Origin of the sequence: Sedimentibacter sp. LTW-03 (assembly GCF_052059825.1) — a bacterium.
In the GTDB taxonomy this organism is placed as follows: domain Bacteria; phylum Bacillota; class Clostridia; order Tissierellales; family Sedimentibacteraceae; genus Sedimentibacter.
The window spans coordinates 46,721-64,043 of record NZ_CP197180.1 but is presented as its reverse complement, the minus strand read 5'-3'; the positions used below and the strand labels follow the sequence as shown (position 1 = coordinate 64,043).

Sequence of the window (17,323 nt, the reverse complement as noted above, 5' to 3'; positions counted from 1 at the left end):
TTAAATCCTCCTATTTGTTTGAGCTTTTTTAATGTATTTTAAAGTATCACTTACTAAATCATCCAACTTAATTTCCTCATAATGCCTCATATAGGTTATAAGTTTATCAAATTCAGATGAAATAAGTTTTTTTGGAATGATACGCATTCCCTTTTGAATTCCAAGCACAGGCATAATCATACCTGCATTGCAGTCTGCATCAATACCGCACATTGTTATTATGTTAAGCGTTTTTTCATAATCCCCTTCGCCAAACATAAGAGCGATTATTTCACAGCATGCATTTGGATAAGCATGAATCCAGTTGTATTTTATATATTTTTTTTCACATTCAGCTAAAGCATCGTGCCAGTCACTGTGCTTCTTACAGCAATCGTACGCGAAGCTTACTACAGAATAATATTCACTATCTGAAGGTATCATGGATATTGCTGCTTCTATAATTTCCTTTATATCATCGTTTACAAATGACATGGAAATCATCACTGCATTAAATATTTCTCCTAAAATGCCATTGTTAATGTGTGAAACTTCAGCATCTTTCCATGCAAGCTCTGCGGCAAGTCTCGGATTACCCGGTGCGACCATTCCGCATACTGCTCCCCTCATCTGTGCCCCAATCCATTCATTAAACGGGTTGTTCCATTGGGCACTTTCCGGCGGCATCATACCTGAGCGTATATTTCTTAAAGCCAGCTCTTCGGCGGACCAACCAACTGGTATAAGTCCAATCCATGACAAAGCAATATCTTTACTTGTCACATCATAGCCTTTTTCTTTAAATGCATCAAGGAATGCTATTTCAAAGGTTATATCATCGTTGTATGTATTCGGCTCTCTTATGTAGTCCTTAACATCTCCAAAAGCATCATAAAGGTTTTTGGACGTATAGCCCTCAACCATTGTACCCATTGCCGCACCAATAAGCTGTGACATCCAAGCTGCTTTTATCTGATCTTTAAATTTGTCGGACCCTATTTCAACTTCAACGGTTTCCTTGAATTTTACGCTTTTTTCATATTGGTCAAAATTTTTATAAAATGTATATTTCCAGTAAGGTGATTCTTCGTTCTTTTTGGCATTAAGAAATTCGTTTCTAAGCTCTGCTGAAATTTTTTGAAGCTCAACCTTGTTTCCTGACTTGTGGGCCTCTAAACCTTTTTCAAGGAGCTCATATGCATTTTTTACTGAGTATCCTCTGTTTTCTAGAGCCTGAACTGCAGCAACCATAGCAATTTCAGGAGCACCAGAACCAGGCACGTTGCTGCCCCAATCAAGGTTCAATATGTTATCATAAAAATCAGCAACCTTTTTTAATGGTCCCCATCCTTGCTCTTCTTCTTTCAGAACTGTAGGCTTTGCATTTGAAAATAATTCATATGCCATTTCCCAAGCTTTCTTTTCCATAATAAACTCCTACGCAATCTCCAGAGCAATTTTCATCATGTCTTTAAATCCTTTTTCTCTTTGCTCAGGAGTAGTTTCTGTCTGGTTTGCTATTGAATCTGAAACTGTAAGTACTGTAAGTGCATTTACACCTGCTCTGGAAGCGTTGCAGTAAAGTGCATATGTTTCCATTTCTGCAGCAAGGCATCCCATCTTAGCCCAACTTTTCCAGTTTTCTGAATTATCATTATAAAAAATGTCCGAAGTAACAACATTTCCTACAAACGCAGTAATGTTATTTTCATCAGCAGTTTTTTTAGCCTTTGAGAGAAGTTCCCATGATGCTGTAGCTGAATAGACACCTGGAAGGTTATACTGAGAAGCATAATTTGAATCCGTGCTTGCGCCTATTGCCAATACAATATCATAAAGATTCAGCTTGGGATCATAAGCCCCGCATGAACCTACTCTTATAAGATTTTTTACTCCATACATATGTATCAATTCATACGAATAAATTCCTATTGATGGGCATCCCATTCCCGTACCCATAACAGAAACCTTTTTACCTTTGTATGTACCAGTGTATCCAAACATATTTCTTACAGCATTAAACTGTTCAACATCGTTTAAAAAATTTTCAGCAATAAATTTTGCTCTTAGTGGATCTCCCGGCAAAAGAACTGTTTCTGCTATTTGCCCTTTTGTGGCATTGTTGTGTGGTGTTGACATATCTTTCTCCTTTACATTTTTATTTTTATTAAACTTAAGTTAGAAAGGCTATAATATATTACTATCTTTTTTAAAATTAGTCAATATTCTTAAGGCGTTTTAATCTATTTGCGCTTTGAATTCTTGAATCTTGCATTTTTAGTTTTATTTCCTGGCCTTCTATTTCCGCCTTGCTCGGCCTTTTTATCACTGTCTGATAGTCTAATTCCGTCTTTCGTCATTTCTACTACATTTTTTTTCATCAATCTGCCAACTGCTTTTTTAAATGAGCTTTTGCTTAAGCCAAGCTTTTCTTTAATTTCTTCAGGGCTGGAATCATCATTAATTCTTATAAACCCTTTATTCTTTGACAAGATGTTTAAAATCTTTTCTCCGTCCCTATCTATTTGAAGCTTTGGCGCATCTTTCAGGCTTAAATCCAATTTACCGTCTTCCTTAATGTGACTTACCCTTACATCCACAATCTCCCCTGGATGCATAGGCTTTAAAATTTCACCTTCGTGTATTAGCCCAAGATACTTTCCGTCAACTGCAACCATAGCTCCAAGCCCTCTTTTCAAGCTGAACACTGTACCCTTAACCATATCATTCACCTTGTATGGTGAATCCGTTCTAAGCACCTTAAACAGGTTCATAGTAGCACACAGGCGGTCTGATTTATCAATATAAAGCCCAACTAAATATTCTCCGCCCAATTTAATTTCTCCAACCTGCTCCTTAAATGGCAAAAATAAATCTTTTTCCAATCCCCAGTTTAAGAACGCTCCTATTCTTGTAAGCTGAACCACCTTCAAATAAGCAATTTCACCTATTTGTATCCTTGGCTTTTTTGTAGTTGCTATAATTCTATCGTTTGAATCTCTATATACAAAGACATTGATTCTGTCACCTGTCTTTGTATCTTGAGGAACCTGCTTTAAAGGCAGCAGAACTCTGTCTTCTTTTCTTTCATCATCCTTATTTTTAAGATATACTCCGAAATCTACTTTTTTAACTACTTCCAACTCTTGCATTTCGCCTAATTTTATCATATTTTCTCCTCAATAAACAAAACTTTACTCTCTCATCCAGTATTTTAGTTATTATAATTATTTCTTACCTTTTTCCTAACAATCTAAACATGTTTTTTTTATAATTTTCAACACCCGGCTGAGTGAACGGATCTATTTTATTAGTGTATCCGCTTATTGCACATGCCATCATAAAAAAATAAAAAAGTTTACCCATGCAAAATTCATTCAACTCAGGTACTCCAACTATAATGCCGGGAACACTTCCCTCACTGTGCGCCATAAAAGTACCCTCAAAAGCACTCCGATTTATGGCACTAAGCTTCATACCTGATATATAATTCAATTTATCAAAATCATTTTCTTCATAAGGTACGGTCATATCATACTTAGAATTATTTACCATTAACGTTGTTTCAAAAATTATCTTTCGTCCGTCCTGAACAAACTGCCCCATAGAATGAAGATCTGTGGTGAAATTTAACGATGCCGGAAAAATTCCCTTTCCTTCCTTTCCCTCGCTTTCACCGAACAGTTGCTTCCACCATTCTGAAACAGATGCATGTGAAGGCTCGTAGTTAACAAGCACTTCCACTTCCTTGCCCTTTCTGTTCAAAATATTTCTGGCAGCTGCATATTGACAACAGATGTTGTCGTTAAAATTTCTTGTATGGTATTCATCCTCTGCTGATCTCAATCCGCTAATAAACTCATCAATATTCAATCCTGCTGCAGCCATGGGAAGAAGCCCTACCGGTGTGATTACAGAATACCTTCCTCCTATGTTGTCAGGTATTACAAATGTCTTGTAATCCTTTAGGCCGGACATGCTTTTCAGTGCCCCCTTGCTCCTGTCCGTAATTACAAAAATACGTTCAGAAGCTTCTCGTCCGTATTTTTCTTCCATTAAATCTCTTAAAATTCTAAAGGATACGGCAGTTTCCAACGTTGTTCCCGATTTTGAAATCACTATTAAGCAAATGTCCTTATTTTTAATTGCTTCTACTAAATTTCTAAGGTATGAACCGCTTAGATTCTGCCCTGCATAATAAACCTGCGGACTTTTTAATTCATTGTGAAAATCTCCCCTTATTGCTTCTATTGCAGCTCTTGCCCCCAAGTATGAGCCGCCTATTCCAAGAAGTATAAAGGCATTGCAGCCATTTATGTATTTGGCGGTTTTTTTAATCTCGTCAAATTCTTTCACATCCATATTCTTCGCGTAATCCAGCCACCCTGTCATATCAGAACTTATCCCATTTTTATCAAGCAAAAGTTCCTGAGCCTTCATAATTTCCGGCGCAATGTCCTTCATATCAGCATCATTTATAAAGCTTCCTTTTAAATCAAGATATATTTCCTTCATACTACCCCTCTTTCTAACTAAATTATTTCTGCCATAAGTATGGCATAATCATCCTTATGGATCTTGCAATAGTCAACTAGTGACTTTTCTAAATTCTTTAAAATGCTTCCGCCGCCTTTAATTATATTAGCTAAACTTTCAACGCCGTATTGTTTATTTTCACAATTTTTTGCTTCAGTTATCCCGTCGGTGTATAAAAACAGTTTGTCCCCAACGCTCAGGCTAATATTGTTTTCATCATAGCTGACATTATCAAATATATTGGCAATCGGATATCCTTTTGATTTCAGCAGGCTTATTTCACTGTTTGTTCTGAGAAGAATGGGTTCAGAGTTATGCCCGGCATTTGCATATCTTAGCACATGAGTTTCCTTATTGTATACTCCGAAAAAAACTGAAAAGTATTTGTCGTAATCCAAGTTCAGAGAAAGAAATGTCTTATGAAGTTCCTTCATAATTTTATCAATACTCTTGTTTCCTTTAGCTATTGTTCTTAAGGACTGTCTGACAAATACCGTCAAAAGTGAGGCTGTAACGCCATGACCGACTACATCACAAATATAAACACCTGTGTTTTCATCATCAATTTTAAACACATCAAAAAAATCTCCGCTTAATGATTCTGACGACTCGTAAAGATAATCGATGCTGAGTCCATTGTACATTCCTTTTGGAGGAAGCATTCTTATCTGCATATTTCTTGCAAATTTAATATCTTCACTCATTTTCCTGTTTCTTTCATTGATTTTTTTCGAAAGTATTTTTTCATTAGTAATGTCTCTAAAAACCTCAACGGCGCATACCGTTTTTTTGTCAATGTCCTGAATAGGTGATGAAATTACCATAAACGTCCTGTTTCCAACAGCTGCTTCTTTCTTCATAATAACACCGTGCTCTATTGTTTTTCTCGAAATACAGTTCCCGCATTTTTTTTCCGAGCAGAAAACATCAAAGCATTTCTTTCCCACAATTTCTCCGAGTTCTTCTCTCATCTTCCTGTTTGCATAAAGAACCGTATTGTTGTTATCTACAACCCTTACCCAGTCTATCATTCCGTCAACTATTCTAAGCTGTGTTTCATTTAGCTTGATGTTTTCCATATGTCACTTCCTTAGGCATTATTTTTTCCTTTGTATAACTGCACAACAGCCTTCCTATCTTATCTGAATCGTGCCTTATATAATTTTTCCTTATTTCAACAAAATTGCTGCTTATAACTTTAATATTCATTTCTTCAAGCTGTCTAGTCTGCTCATCATCAATTAATATCTGCTTTGCACCCTTAAACTTATAATTTTCTATCTGTTTTTCTGATATAAGCTCATCATTTGCTATTACAAAGTCTATGACATATCTGTTGCTATGCTTGATAATTGCACTCACATGATCATATACATTGTAGTTATCAGTTTCTCCGGGCTGTGTCATGAGATTGCATATGTAAAACTTTGCAGCCTTTGATTCAGCTATCAAATCCGATATATTTCTAACAAGCAGGTTTGGAATAACACTGGTATACAAGCTCCCGGGTCCAAGTACTATTATATCAGCCTGCTTTATATCTCTTACGGTCTCTTCCAGAGGCTCACACATATCGGGAACAAGGGAAACCCTGTCTATTCTGCAGCCTGACTTGCTAACAAACTCTGGTATATCTTTTTCTCCCAATATGCATTCACCGTTATCCAAGTATGCTTTAAGCTGTGAATCCTGAAGCGTCATAGGAAGCACTTTTCCCGACAGCCTGAAAATGCTGCCTATCTCCTTCAATGCGTGCTCATAATCTCCAAAAAGTTCATACATTGCTGCAATCAAAAGATTTCCGAAACTCTGTCCATTAAGATAACCGTCTTTAAATCTATGCTGCATAAGCCTGACCATTGTAGGTTCGACATCAGATAATGCAATGATGCAGTTTCTCATATCACCCGGAGGCAGCATCCCCAAGTCCTCTCTCAGAACTCCCGAGCCGCCGCCGTTATCGGCTACGGTAACGACAGCCGAAATATCACGGGTATACTTTTTTAAACCTCTCAATAAAATCGACAGGCCTGTTCCTCCTCCAAATACAACCAGCTTCATAAATACCTCTCTTACTTATTTACATCTCTGTGGTTGGAAAGAACCCTGTAATTTTCCTTACATAGAACTTCCGAAATTTTATTTGCTATTGTCACAGAACGATGCTTTCCTCCTGTACACCCAATTGCTACAACAAGGTTCGATTTTCCTTCTTTTATATAGTTTGGCATAAGAAAAAGCAGCATATCCTTCAGTTTTTCAATAAAAATATTCGTTGTATCAAATCCCATAACGTAATCCTGAACATTTTTATCATTGCCGGTATAATTCTTCAAAGATTCAATGTAAAACGGATTGGGAAGAAATCTAACATCAAAAACCAGATCAGAATCTTGCGGGAGTCCGTACTTATAGCCGAACGACATTACTGTAATATTCAAATTATGAGTTATTTGACCTCGTACAAAAATACCAAGAATTTCTTCTTTTAACCTGCCAAGCTTCATATTTGTTGTGTAAATAATATAGTCGCTTCGTTTCTTTACTTCCTCCAGCATCAGTCTTTCCTCGTGTATACCGTCAACAATGGTTCCGGTCGTACTTAAAGGATGAGGTCTTCTTTGTTCCTTGTATCTTTTAACCAATTCATCATCTGATGCATCAAGAAACATAATGCTGTACTGTATCCCCATTTTTTTCAGCTCATCAAGGCTGTTAAACAAATCTTTGAAAAAAATTCCTCCTCTTATATCCGCAACAACCGCAACCTTGTTAACCTCTTTTGACGAACTTTTGCAAAGCTCTGCAAAATTCGGAAGGAGAGCCGGAGGCAAATTATCCATGCAATAATAATTAATATCTTCCAAAACATTGATAGCCTGACTTTTTCCCGCGCCAGACATTCCCGTAATAATTACAAACTCCATATTCTCCCCTCTTTCTATCTTAAATTTATAATTCGGCTTAAATCAAGTTTTGCATCCATAGCTTCTTTTAAACCATTCTCATATCTGCCAATATTATCTTTTATGTGAGCGTCACTGTTTATTACAAACTTAACATCATATTTCGATGCAATTTTAATTTCTTCTGCGTTTAAATGACTGTGACTGTTATTTATTTCAAGAATTGTCCCTGTTTTTTCCGCAGTTTTTGCAATCAATTCTGTATTAAGCGGAATTTTATCTCCAGGATGTGTTAATATATTTATTTTATATTTATTCATAGCGTTTATAACAGCCTCTGTATTTTTTTCTCTCATATTTTCAAAAACTTTCTTGCTTTTCCTGCCAATTTTATTCATAATTGTAAATTTCCAAACATCATCTAGAGAAGAAAACACTGTGCCGATATGGTATCCGCATAAAATAATGTCACAATATTTTAAAACTTCATCTGATATATCTGTATTTCCCTTATAATCTAATATATTTGCCTCTACCCCCATCAGAATTTTTATCTGAGGATATTTTTTTCTCATTTGGATTATTTTTTCTTTTGATTCTTTAATTTTTTCCATTTTTATTCCGTAAAAATAATGTGACGGTCCATGATCTGTTACGGCAATTTCTTCAAGCCCTATTTCCACAGCTCTTTGTACGATTTCTTCAATTGTGGACTTTCCATGGTTTCTCCTGGAATATGTTGAGTGAACATGATAGTCAGCTATTGTCCTCATAAACACCTCTTTTTATTAATAAATATTGTTAGTTGTATGATAATTATCTGAACGCCTCTACACTGTTGTTACAGGCTTGTTCCCAGTATTTTAACTTCCGGCTCCAGCGTTATACCGAATTTATCATTTACGGTACTTATCACAATTCTCATAAGCTCAAGTACATCCTGGCAGCATGCATTGTCTATATTAACTATAAAACCGCAATGCTTGTCGGAAACCATCGCTCCTCTGTGAATCAATCCCTTTAATCCTGCATCCTCTATAAGTTTTGACGCGTATCCGTTTACAGGACGTTTGAATGTGCTCCCTGCACTTGGAAGATTAAGCGGCTGCTTTGATATCCGCCTGTCGTTCAATTCTCTGATTAAAGACAAAATCTCTTCTCTTTCACCTTCCTTAAATTCAAACTCAGCTTCCAGAACAATGTATTCTGAATCTGTTATTTTTGAATGCCTGTATGTAAATTCCATATCATCATTTGAAAATTTATGCACATTGCCGTCACGATCAATGCATTTCACGCTTTTTACAACCTGCTTCATTTCTCCGCCATACGCACCTGCATTCATATATACAGCTCCGCCGAGACAACCTGGAATTCCGCTGGCAAATTCAAACCCTGCCAATCCCTCTCTCGCTATAAATTTCGACATTGCGGACAGCAATAATCCTGATCCTGCAATTACAATGTTTCCGTTTCTTTCAATATAACTAAATTTATCTCCGATTTTTATTATTACACCCTTAAATCCCTCGTCAGCAACAAGTAGATTAGTTCCGTTTCCTATTACAAAACAATCAGTCTCATACTTTTTGACAAGTTTTAAAACTGATATTAAATCTTCCGTATCTTCAGGTTCTGCAAGTATAGCCGCAGGACCTCCTATTTTAAAATAAGTGTGATTTTTTAAAGGTTCATCCTTAAGAACACTGCCTCTTACAACAGAAGTCATATCCTCATAAAGCCGGTTAATTTTTGATTGATATTTCATTACTTCACCCTTTCTAAACCATCTGTGTACATTGTAACATCCATTAAGATTTTTTTAAAGATATATTTTTTATTTATGCGGTTGATTAATAAAATAGACTAATCCTAATTTTAAATTGACATAGTCCTTCAATACTGTTAATATATTAGTATAGTTGTATAAATATTATTATATTCTTATAATTAGTTCAAAAATAAATAACTTCTTTGGAGGGATTATGAAAGAAAAAGTATTGGAATTGATTAAAAATATAACTCCCGATCTGAACAATTTGAGCCTGGAAATCTACAACAACCCTGAGCTGGGATATGAAGAATATGAAGCGTGCAGGCTTCATACAGAACTTCTTCAGAAATACGGCTTTGATGTTCAAAATAATTTTTCAGGAGTTCCAACAGGCTTCAAAGCCGAATATAAAAGCGGCAAACCCGGCCTTACAATTGCTTACATGGCAGAATATGATGCACTCCCAGGCATCGGGCACGGCTGCGGTCATAATCTTCTTGGAACCGTAAGCACAGGAGCCGGCATAGTACTGAAACAGCTTGTAGACGAAATCGGCGGAAATGTAATTGTCTTCGGTACTCCCGCAGAAGAGACGAGCGGAGCAAAGGTTACGTATGTTGAAAACCATGAGTTTGATAATGTTGATATAGCAATGATGGCTCATCCGGGAAGTGAGTATGCAAAAAGTGGATCCTCTCTTGCCCTTGAGCCGGTGCAGTTTGAATTTTTCGGAAAAACCGCTCATGCAGCAGCATCTCCGGAAAAAGGAGTAAATGCTCTTGATGCAGCAATACAGACATTTAATAGTATAAACGCCTTAAGAGAACATATAAAAAGTGACTCCAGAGTCCACGGGGTAATAATTAATGGAGGCAAGGCTGCAAACATTGTTCCGGACTATTCAAAATCACAGTTTTATGTCCGTTCTACATCAAAGACATACAATCTTGAACTTCTGGAAAAAATTAAAAATTGCGCTAAAGGAGCTGCTTTATCTACCGGTTGTGAGCTAAAAATAACAAAGTATGAATTCAGCTACGACAACATGGTAACAAATGAAACCCTATCGGAAATATTCAGTGAAAAAATATTTCAGGTATCAGGAATAACGATGAATGAACCTGCCAAGAATACAGGCTCAATTGATGCAGGTCAAGTAAGCCAGGTATGCCCGACAATACATCCTTACTTTGACATTACTAACAATAAAAATATAGCAGGGCATACGAAAGAAATGGCCGAAAACACGCTGACTGAATATGCCAAGGAACAGATGAAAAACACTGTTGCAGCACTTGTTTTAACAGCAGCAGAAGTTATGCATAATAAAGAATTGTACAAAAAAATAAAGATAGAATTTGATAACGCTGAAAAATAAAACAGAATTAAACATATAAAAAATGCCCTCTTAATCAAAATTAAGAGAGCATTTTTTTATATGAATAATCATGGCCCATAGTTAATCAATACTGCTATTACCATAAATGCTGCAGCCATCAATGTCCAAAGAGCAATCAATGGAGCTACGAATTTAACCCATTTTTCATACTTAATTTTTGCTATTGAAAGATTCGCCAGCAAAACACCTGAAGTAGGTATTATAGAGTTTGATATACCATCTCCAAACTGATAAGCCAGCACGGCTGTCTGCCTTGTAACTCCGATTACGTCAGAAAGTGGTGCCATTATAGGCATTGTAGTTGCAGCCTGACCTGATCCAGAAGGTATGAAGAAGTTTATAAATGACTGAACAACAAGCATCCCTACAGCACTTACAGCTTTTGGAAGACCATTTATTGCAGAGGCCAGACCATAAACTACAGTATCAATGATTAAGCTTCCTTCCATAATTACAAGCAGTCCTCTTGCCAGCCCTACAACCAAGGCTCCCATTGCAATATCCTTAGCGCCTGCAATAAAATTCTTTGCGATATCATCAAATGGCATTTTTGCAGCTATTCCTGATAAAATACCTATTGCCAGAAAAATAGCGGCTATTTCTGTAATATACCACCCATATTCAAATACACCAAATACTAAAACACCCATTCCTGCGGCAAAAACTAAAAGAACCAGAACATCTTTTGTAGTAATTTTCTTTATGTTGCTTAAATCAATTGCATTATGTTTTTCTTCTTGCTCTAAATCATAAACAAGGCTTTTGGTAGGATCGCTCTTTACTTTTTTTGCATATTTATAAACATATGCTATAACCAACACCCAACTGCATGCCAAAATAACAAGCCTTAAACCGATGCCCGAAAACAAAGGAATTTCTGCGATTCCCTGTGCAACGCCTACAGTAAATGGATTAATAACTCCCGAAGTAAATCCTGCTGCTGCGCCTAAAGCTACAATGGCCATACCTACAATCGCATCGTATCCTAAAGCTCTGGCTAAGGCAATACCTATGGGAACAAATACTATTGCCTCCTCCGCCATACCTATTGTGGCACCTCCAATAGAAAAAACAATTATAAAAATCGGTATCATAAGACCTTCCATGCCTTTCAGGCTTACGGCGATTTTGCTGATCCCAGCCTCTATAGCCCCTGTCTTATTCACGATGTTAAATGAACCTCCCACAATAAAAATAAAGAAAACTATGCTTTGTGCCGCAGCAAGCCCTTTAGGAAAAGCTTTCAATACATCAAATACCTTTGCTGGGTTTGAATTCACCTGTGCGTAGGAATTAGGATCTACAACCATCCTTCCTGTTTCCAATTCAACCTTTTGATACTGGCCTGCAGGTATCACATAAGTCAATAGTGCAACAATAATTATCATTGCAAACAAAATTACATAGGTATGAGGCACCTTACCCTTCTTCTTCTTTTCTGTTACCATATTAGTCCTCCTTTAAATTTTTACGAAAAATTATTAGATTGCTTTATTAATAAATATTAATGCATTCAGTGCTTCATTAATGATTTATATTAATTTTTAATCATATTATCATATTTTTATTCATCAAGCAAGCATTTTTTTCGAAAAATTTAAAGTTTTTTGTCATTTTAACGTAATTTTATACAAAGAATATTTATGCTTCGCCTTTTTTGTAAAATTTCCCCAGCTTATTATTTATTGTCCTTCCATTTTCAATCGCAATCTTTCCGCCTATCAACACATAGTCTATTCCTTGCGGTTTTTTCTGAGGATTTTGGAATGTTGCCTTGTCAATTATTGTATCATAATTAAATATTGTAATATCTGCATCACAGCCCTCTTTTATAATGCCTTTTCTTTTAAGCTTAAGACGTTTTGCCGGCATATAGGTCATTTTATAAATTGCATCAAAAAACTCCATCTTCTTTTCATCTCTCACATAGTGTCCAATAACTTTGGGAAATGTTCCGGCTCCTCTCGGATGTCCAGAGTGGTTTCTGTAAATACCGTCACTTGCTACCATAACTAATGGATGGTTCAGTGCTTGTACTATTTCACTTTCATTCATAACATAGGCCACAACCAGCATGTTTGGGTATTCTTTTCTTGCTTTTTCAAATAAATCCTTGTCACAAAACATCCCTTTAAATGGTTCTTCTGTAAGCATTATAGAATCATAGTCCCTGTTCCACAGTTCAAGACATCCGTCATCAAATACCGCAGAGCCTATAAATGTACTGAAAGCATCATATGGATATGCATCTACTGTAATATCCTGGCCGCTTTCAGCAACTTTATCTATGAGATTCAAAGCTTCTGTCATATTACCATATGCGCTGCAGCTTGATAGATGCGAAATCTGAAACGGTATGCTGCATTCTCTGCCTATATATGCCATTTCTTCTATGGCATCAAGCGCGTGTAACGAATCTTTTCTGTAATGTGCAGCTAGTAGCAGATCATCCCGCCCTTTTATTTCTTTTGCTATTGCAATAGCTTCTTCTGCATCAATTCCGGGGCAGTACTCAAGTCCATATGAAATTCCTACAGCTCCAAAATCAACAGCCTTTTTTACCATAGACTGCATTGCCTCAATCTGACTCTTCGAAGACTTTTGATATATATCCGCGTTTCCTGCTTCTCTTCTTAAAAAATTGTGACCTATATAAGTCATATAATTTACCGGATTCCCATTTTCAGCAATAAAGTCATATAATTCCTCGATGCTTTGCCTGTTGTTTCCACAGTTGCCAGTTACGCATGTCGTTACCCCCATGCTCAGCATTGTTTCGGAAATATCATATTCTTTTTTACCTGTAAGAGAAAAGTCCTCCTCATGCATATGAATATCTATAAAACCTGGCGATACATGATGCCCGTCAGCATCTATCACTTTCTCTGATTCTTCATTAACGCTTCCTATGCAGTTAATTAATCCGTCTTTTATTCCTATGTCTCCCTCAATAATTTTTTTGTTTTCCACATCAATTATTTTTCCGTTCACAATTTTTAAATCTAACATACGCCCTCCTTAAAATTTATTTATAAAATTTTTATCCCATACGCACCTTTATTAACTTCATTTAACATTTATTACAAATATGCAGTTGAAAATTACCATGGCTATATTGATTCCAGCCAATTTTTTCCTGAATCTATTTGTCGTAAAACCTCTTTTGGAGCGGTACCTCCGTAAGAAATTCTTCCGTTTACACATCCTTCCATACTTAAATCTGAAAGGAGATTTAAACTTAGTTTTTCATTTATTGATTTAAGTTCATTCTCTGTTAAATCAGAAAAATCCTTACTATGTTTTTCACAGTACATTACCATTTTTCCCACAATTTCATGAGCCTCTCTAAATGGCATTCCATTTTTAACCAAGTGTTCTGCTGCATCTGTTGCATTCAAAAATCCCTTATTAAGATGTTTTTTAATATTTTCCATATTAAATTCCGTCTTTTCAATCATTTTAGCCAAGATTAAAAGGCTCCTGTTAAGAGTATCCACCGTATCAAACAAGCCTTCTTTATCTTCTTGAAAATCCTTGTTATATGCAAGAGGAGTTCCTTTCATAACTGTCAAAAGCTGAACCAAATTTCCATAAACTCTTCCAGTCTTACCTCTGAGCAGTTCAGCCATATCAGGGTTTTTTTTCTGAGGCATAATGCTTGATCCTGTACAGAAGCTGTCATCAATTGATATATATGAAAATTCCTGTGAATTCCAGTAGACAAATTCCTCAGCCATGCGGCTTATATGCATCATGCATATGGAAGCAGAGCTCATCAACTCCAATAAATAGTCTCTGTCACTTACTGAATCCATGGCATTTTCAGTTACATTGGCAAAATCCAGTAGTTCTGTTGTTCTGTGCCTGTTTATGGGAATCGTAGTACCAGCAAGAGCACACGAACCTAATGGATTAAAGTCTGTTCTTTTATAACAGTCCGTCATCCTTTCCACGTCCCTTTTAAACATCTGGAAATACGCCATAAGATGAAACCCAACAGTAACCGGTTGTGCATGCTGCATATGTGTAAAGCCGACCATTACTTTATCATAATATTTTTCTGACTTTTTAAGCAGTACATGTTCAATGTACTTTAGATTCTCTATTATTTCCTTAATCTCTTTTTTAACATAAAGCCTTGTATCCACTGCAACTTGATCATTTCTGCTTCTTGCAGTATGCAACTTTTTACCTGTATCTCCTAATCTGCTTATCAATAAACCTTCAACTGCCATATGGATATCTTCATCATGAACGCTAAATTCTATTTTCCCGTTTTCTACTTCTGATTTAATATTGAGTAATTCTTTAACAATTTTTTCCTTTTCTTCTTCTGATACTATTCCCTGCTCGCAAAGCATAGTCACATGTGCAATACTTCCCTGTATATCACAGTCATACAGTCTTTTATCAAAAAATATAGACGCATTGAATTCCTCAACAATCTTATCCATACCTTTTTCAAATCTTCCACTCCATAAGTTAGCCAATTTTTCTATCCCTTTCTAATATATTAAATTCTAAATATAATTTTTAATTATTCATTATTTTGTTTATTATATCATATTACATTCATACTGCAAGCAAAAAAAATTGCCAGCTTTTTTTTGCTGACAATTTTTTTATTGTTTATGATATTAATATGCTTTAGTATACAATTCAAAATGCGCTTGCGGATGAGCACATACCGGACATACTTTAGGAGCTTCAGCTCCGTAATGCACATGGCCGCAGTTATCGCATATCCACACTGTTTCTCCTTCTCTTTTGAACACTTTTCCTGTTTTTATATTATCCAAAAGTGCAAGATATCTTTCTTCATGTCCTTTTTCTATTTTAGCAACAGCTTCAAACAGATAAGCTATTTTGTCAAATCCTTCTTCTTTTGCTACTTTTGCAAATGTTGCATACATATCCGTCCACTCATAATGTTCTCCTGCAGCAGCATCTTCTAAGTTCAAAGTTGTTTCACCAATTCCGTCATGCAGAAGCTTAAACCAGATTTTTGCGTGTTCTCTTTCATTTCTGGCAGTTTCTTCAAAATATTTTGAAATTTGCACATAACCGTCTTTTTTAGCTTTGCTTTGATAATATGTATATTTTACATGTGCCTGTGACTCGCCTGCAAATGCAGTCATTAAATTTTGCTCTGTTTTACTTCCTTTTAGTTCCATAATACACCTCGTCTGATAATTTATTTATCCATAAGCCAAAGGCTGCGGATTTCTTTTGCCTGCAATTAATATAGCAGTTTTCTTAATTAAACCATTAGCATAACAATCTATATATACCCACAATTTAATACTTTAATCACTAATTATACTATACATTTCTTTATAGGCATCTTTGACAACATGCTCAAGAACTTGTTCAACCTTAATTTTCATAGGTTTCGTTCCAAAAATTATCTCAACTTCATCGCCTGCGACCACCTCTGTTCCGGGTTTAGCTGCTTTTCCATTAACAAGCACCCTTCCCTGTTCACAGGCTTCTTTAGCTACAGTTCTTCTTTTAATTATTCTAGCATTCTTTAAATATTTATCTATTCTCATACTATCCCCTGTTTGAATTTAAGGAACGGCTACAAAAAATATTTCCGTATCCGTTCCATATATTTATTATTCAGCAATTTCTTTTAGTTTTTCTGCCTGGTCGGAAGTTAGTAAAGCTTCCAGCATTTCCGTTATATCTCCATCCAAGAATGAATCAAGTTTATACAGTGTCATTCCTATCCTGTGATCCGTAACTCTGCCCTGAGGGAAGTTATAAGTTCGTATTCTTTCGCTCCTGTCCCCAGAACCCACTTGACTCTTTCTCGCATCAGCAAGTTCTTTATTCTGCTCCTGCTGGTACAAGTCATAAAGTCTGGCTTTAAGCACCTTAAAAGCTTTATCCTTGTTCTTAAGCTGACTTTTTTCATCCTGACAGGATATAACTATTCCTGTCGGAATATGTGTAAGTCTTACCGCAGAGTCTGTTGTGTTTACACACTGCCCTCCGTTTCCTGACGAACGGAAAACATCTACTCTTACATCATTTGGATTTATTTCAATATCTACATCATCAACCTCGGGAAGCACAGCTACCGTCGCAGATGAAGTATGAATTCTTCCGCTTGATTCGGTTGCCGGAACACGCTGAACCCTGTGCACTCCGCTTTCATATTTCAGCTTAGAATAAGCTCCCTTTCCTCTTATAGAGAATATAGCTTCCTTGTATCCTCCAACTCCCTGTTCATTTACAGAAATAAACTCTGTTTTCCATCCTTGTCTTTCTGCATATCTCAAGTACATTCTGAGTAAATCCCCGGCAAAAAGGCCCGCCTCATCACCGCCTACCCCGGCTCTTACTTCCACAATAACATCCCTGTCATCGTTGGGGTCCTTTGGCAGGAGAAGTATTTTTATTTCATTGCTGAGTTCATCTTCTTTTTCTGTGAGCTCCTTAACTTCTTCCTTTACCATTTCTCTGAAATCATCATCCAGCTTTTCATTGAGCATTTCTTTTGATTCCTTAAGCTGTGATGAAACATCCATATATTCATTGTATTTTGTAACCAATGGTTCAAGCTGAGCCTGCTCCTTCATTAATTTCTGAAGTTTCTGCGAATCGCTTAATGTTGCCGGGTCTGAAATTTTTTCGCTGATTTCTATATATTTATCTTTTAGAGCTTCCAATTTTTCTAACATTAAAATCTACCTTCCTGAATTCTTATAATTTTTTATGTTT

General features: G+C 36.2%; 16 protein-coding genes. 1 reads left to right on the top strand and 15 read right to left on the bottom strand.

Annotation, left to right across the window (positions count from 1 at the left end; genetic code table 11):
* The 9 genes from ACS3UD_RS00295 to murB all read right to left on the bottom strand — a co-directional run bounded on the left by ACS3UD_RS00295 (position 1) and on the right by murB (position 9,189).
* Positions 1-1,407 (bottom strand): ADP-ribosylglycohydrolase family protein, encoded by a 1,407-nt coding sequence (locus ACS3UD_RS00295; RefSeq protein ID WP_308138323.1) that lies wholly within the window; start codon positions 1,405-1,407, stop codon positions 1-3.
* Positions 1,408-1,416: 9 nt separating this feature from the next.
* Positions 1,417-2,118: a purine-nucleoside phosphorylase gene (gene deoD / locus ACS3UD_RS00290; RefSeq protein ID WP_308138324.1), complete on the bottom strand. Its 702-nt coding sequence runs from the start codon at positions 2,116-2,118 to the stop codon at positions 1,417-1,419.
* Positions 2,119-2,222: 104 nt separating this feature from the next.
* Positions 2,223-3,149, bottom strand: coding sequence for a CvfB family protein (locus tag ACS3UD_RS00285; RefSeq protein WP_308138325.1), 927 nt, complete (start codon positions 3,147-3,149; stop codon positions 2,223-2,225).
* Positions 3,150-3,213: 64 nt separating this feature from the next.
* Positions 3,214-4,494, bottom strand: coding sequence for a glucose-6-phosphate isomerase (locus ACS3UD_RS00280; RefSeq protein ID WP_308138326.1), 1,281 nt, complete (start codon positions 4,492-4,494; stop codon positions 3,214-3,216).
* A gap of 17 nt (positions 4,495-4,511) precedes the next feature.
* A complete protein-coding gene (locus ACS3UD_RS00275; protein ID WP_308138327.1) occupies positions 4,512-5,594 on the bottom strand; it encodes a SpoIIE family protein phosphatase in 1,083 nt (360 codons plus the stop codon).
* Positions 5,572-6,576, bottom strand: a complete 1,005-nt coding sequence (locus tag ACS3UD_RS00270) for a gluconeogenesis factor YvcK family protein (protein ID WP_308138328.1) — start codon at positions 6,574-6,576, stop codon at positions 5,572-5,574. The genes ACS3UD_RS00275 and ACS3UD_RS00270 overlap by 23 nt, the downstream gene beginning before the upstream one ends.
* Positions 6,577-6,587: 11 nt before the next feature.
* Complete coding sequence (rapZ, locus tag ACS3UD_RS00265) at positions 6,588-7,442, bottom strand: RNase adapter RapZ (RefSeq protein ID WP_308138329.1); 855 nt, start codon at positions 7,440-7,442, stop codon at positions 6,588-6,590.
* 14 nt (positions 7,443-7,456) lie between these two features.
* On the bottom strand, positions 7,457-8,194 hold the full coding sequence (locus ACS3UD_RS00260; protein ID WP_308138330.1) for a PHP domain-containing protein: 738 nt from the start codon (positions 8,192-8,194) through the stop codon (positions 7,457-7,459).
* A gap of 68 nt (positions 8,195-8,262) precedes the next feature.
* The gene (gene murB, locus ACS3UD_RS00255; protein ID WP_308138331.1) at positions 8,263-9,189 is read right to left on the bottom strand and encodes a UDP-N-acetylmuramate dehydrogenase; all 927 of its coding nucleotides are present in this window, start codon (positions 9,187-9,189) and stop codon (positions 8,263-8,265) included.
* 217 nt (positions 9,190-9,406) lie between these two features.
* On the opposite strand from murB, the gene ACS3UD_RS00250 reads away from it, so the two are divergent.
* The gene (locus ACS3UD_RS00250; protein WP_308138332.1) at positions 9,407-10,573 is read left to right on the top strand and encodes a M20 family metallopeptidase; all 1,167 of its coding nucleotides are present in this window, start codon (positions 9,407-9,409) and stop codon (positions 10,571-10,573) included.
* 68 nt (positions 10,574-10,641) lie between these two features.
* Here the strand turns inward: ACS3UD_RS00250 and ACS3UD_RS00245 are convergent, their stop codons facing one another.
* The 6 genes from ACS3UD_RS00245 to prfA form a co-directional block, all read right to left on the bottom strand.
* Positions 10,642-12,042 (bottom strand): YfcC family protein, encoded by a 1,401-nt coding sequence (locus tag ACS3UD_RS00245; protein WP_308138333.1) that lies wholly within the window; start codon positions 12,040-12,042, stop codon positions 10,642-10,644.
* Positions 12,043-12,235: 193 nt separating this feature from the next.
* Positions 12,236-13,603, bottom strand: coding sequence for an N-acyl-D-amino-acid deacylase family protein (locus ACS3UD_RS00240; RefSeq protein ID WP_308138334.1), 1,368 nt, complete (start codon positions 13,601-13,603; stop codon positions 12,236-12,238).
* A 101-nt stretch (positions 13,604-13,704) separates the two neighbouring features.
* Positions 13,705-15,084: an argininosuccinate lyase gene (argH, locus tag ACS3UD_RS00235; protein WP_308138335.1), complete on the bottom strand. Its 1,380-nt coding sequence runs from the start codon at positions 15,082-15,084 to the stop codon at positions 13,705-13,707.
* A gap of 147 nt (positions 15,085-15,231) precedes the next feature.
* Positions 15,232-15,768, bottom strand: coding sequence for a rubrerythrin (rbr, locus tag ACS3UD_RS00230; RefSeq protein WP_308138336.1), 537 nt, complete (start codon positions 15,766-15,768; stop codon positions 15,232-15,234).
* 132 nt (positions 15,769-15,900) lie between these two features.
* On the bottom strand, positions 15,901-16,146 hold the full coding sequence (locus ACS3UD_RS00225; protein ID WP_213926615.1) for an RNA-binding S4 domain-containing protein: 246 nt from the start codon (positions 16,144-16,146) through the stop codon (positions 15,901-15,903).
* A gap of 66 nt (positions 16,147-16,212) precedes the next feature.
* The gene (prfA, locus tag ACS3UD_RS00220) at positions 16,213-17,283 is read right to left on the bottom strand and encodes a peptide chain release factor 1 (protein WP_308138337.1); all 1,071 of its coding nucleotides are present in this window, start codon (positions 17,281-17,283) and stop codon (positions 16,213-16,215) included.
* Positions 17,284-17,323 lie beyond the last annotated feature (40 nt).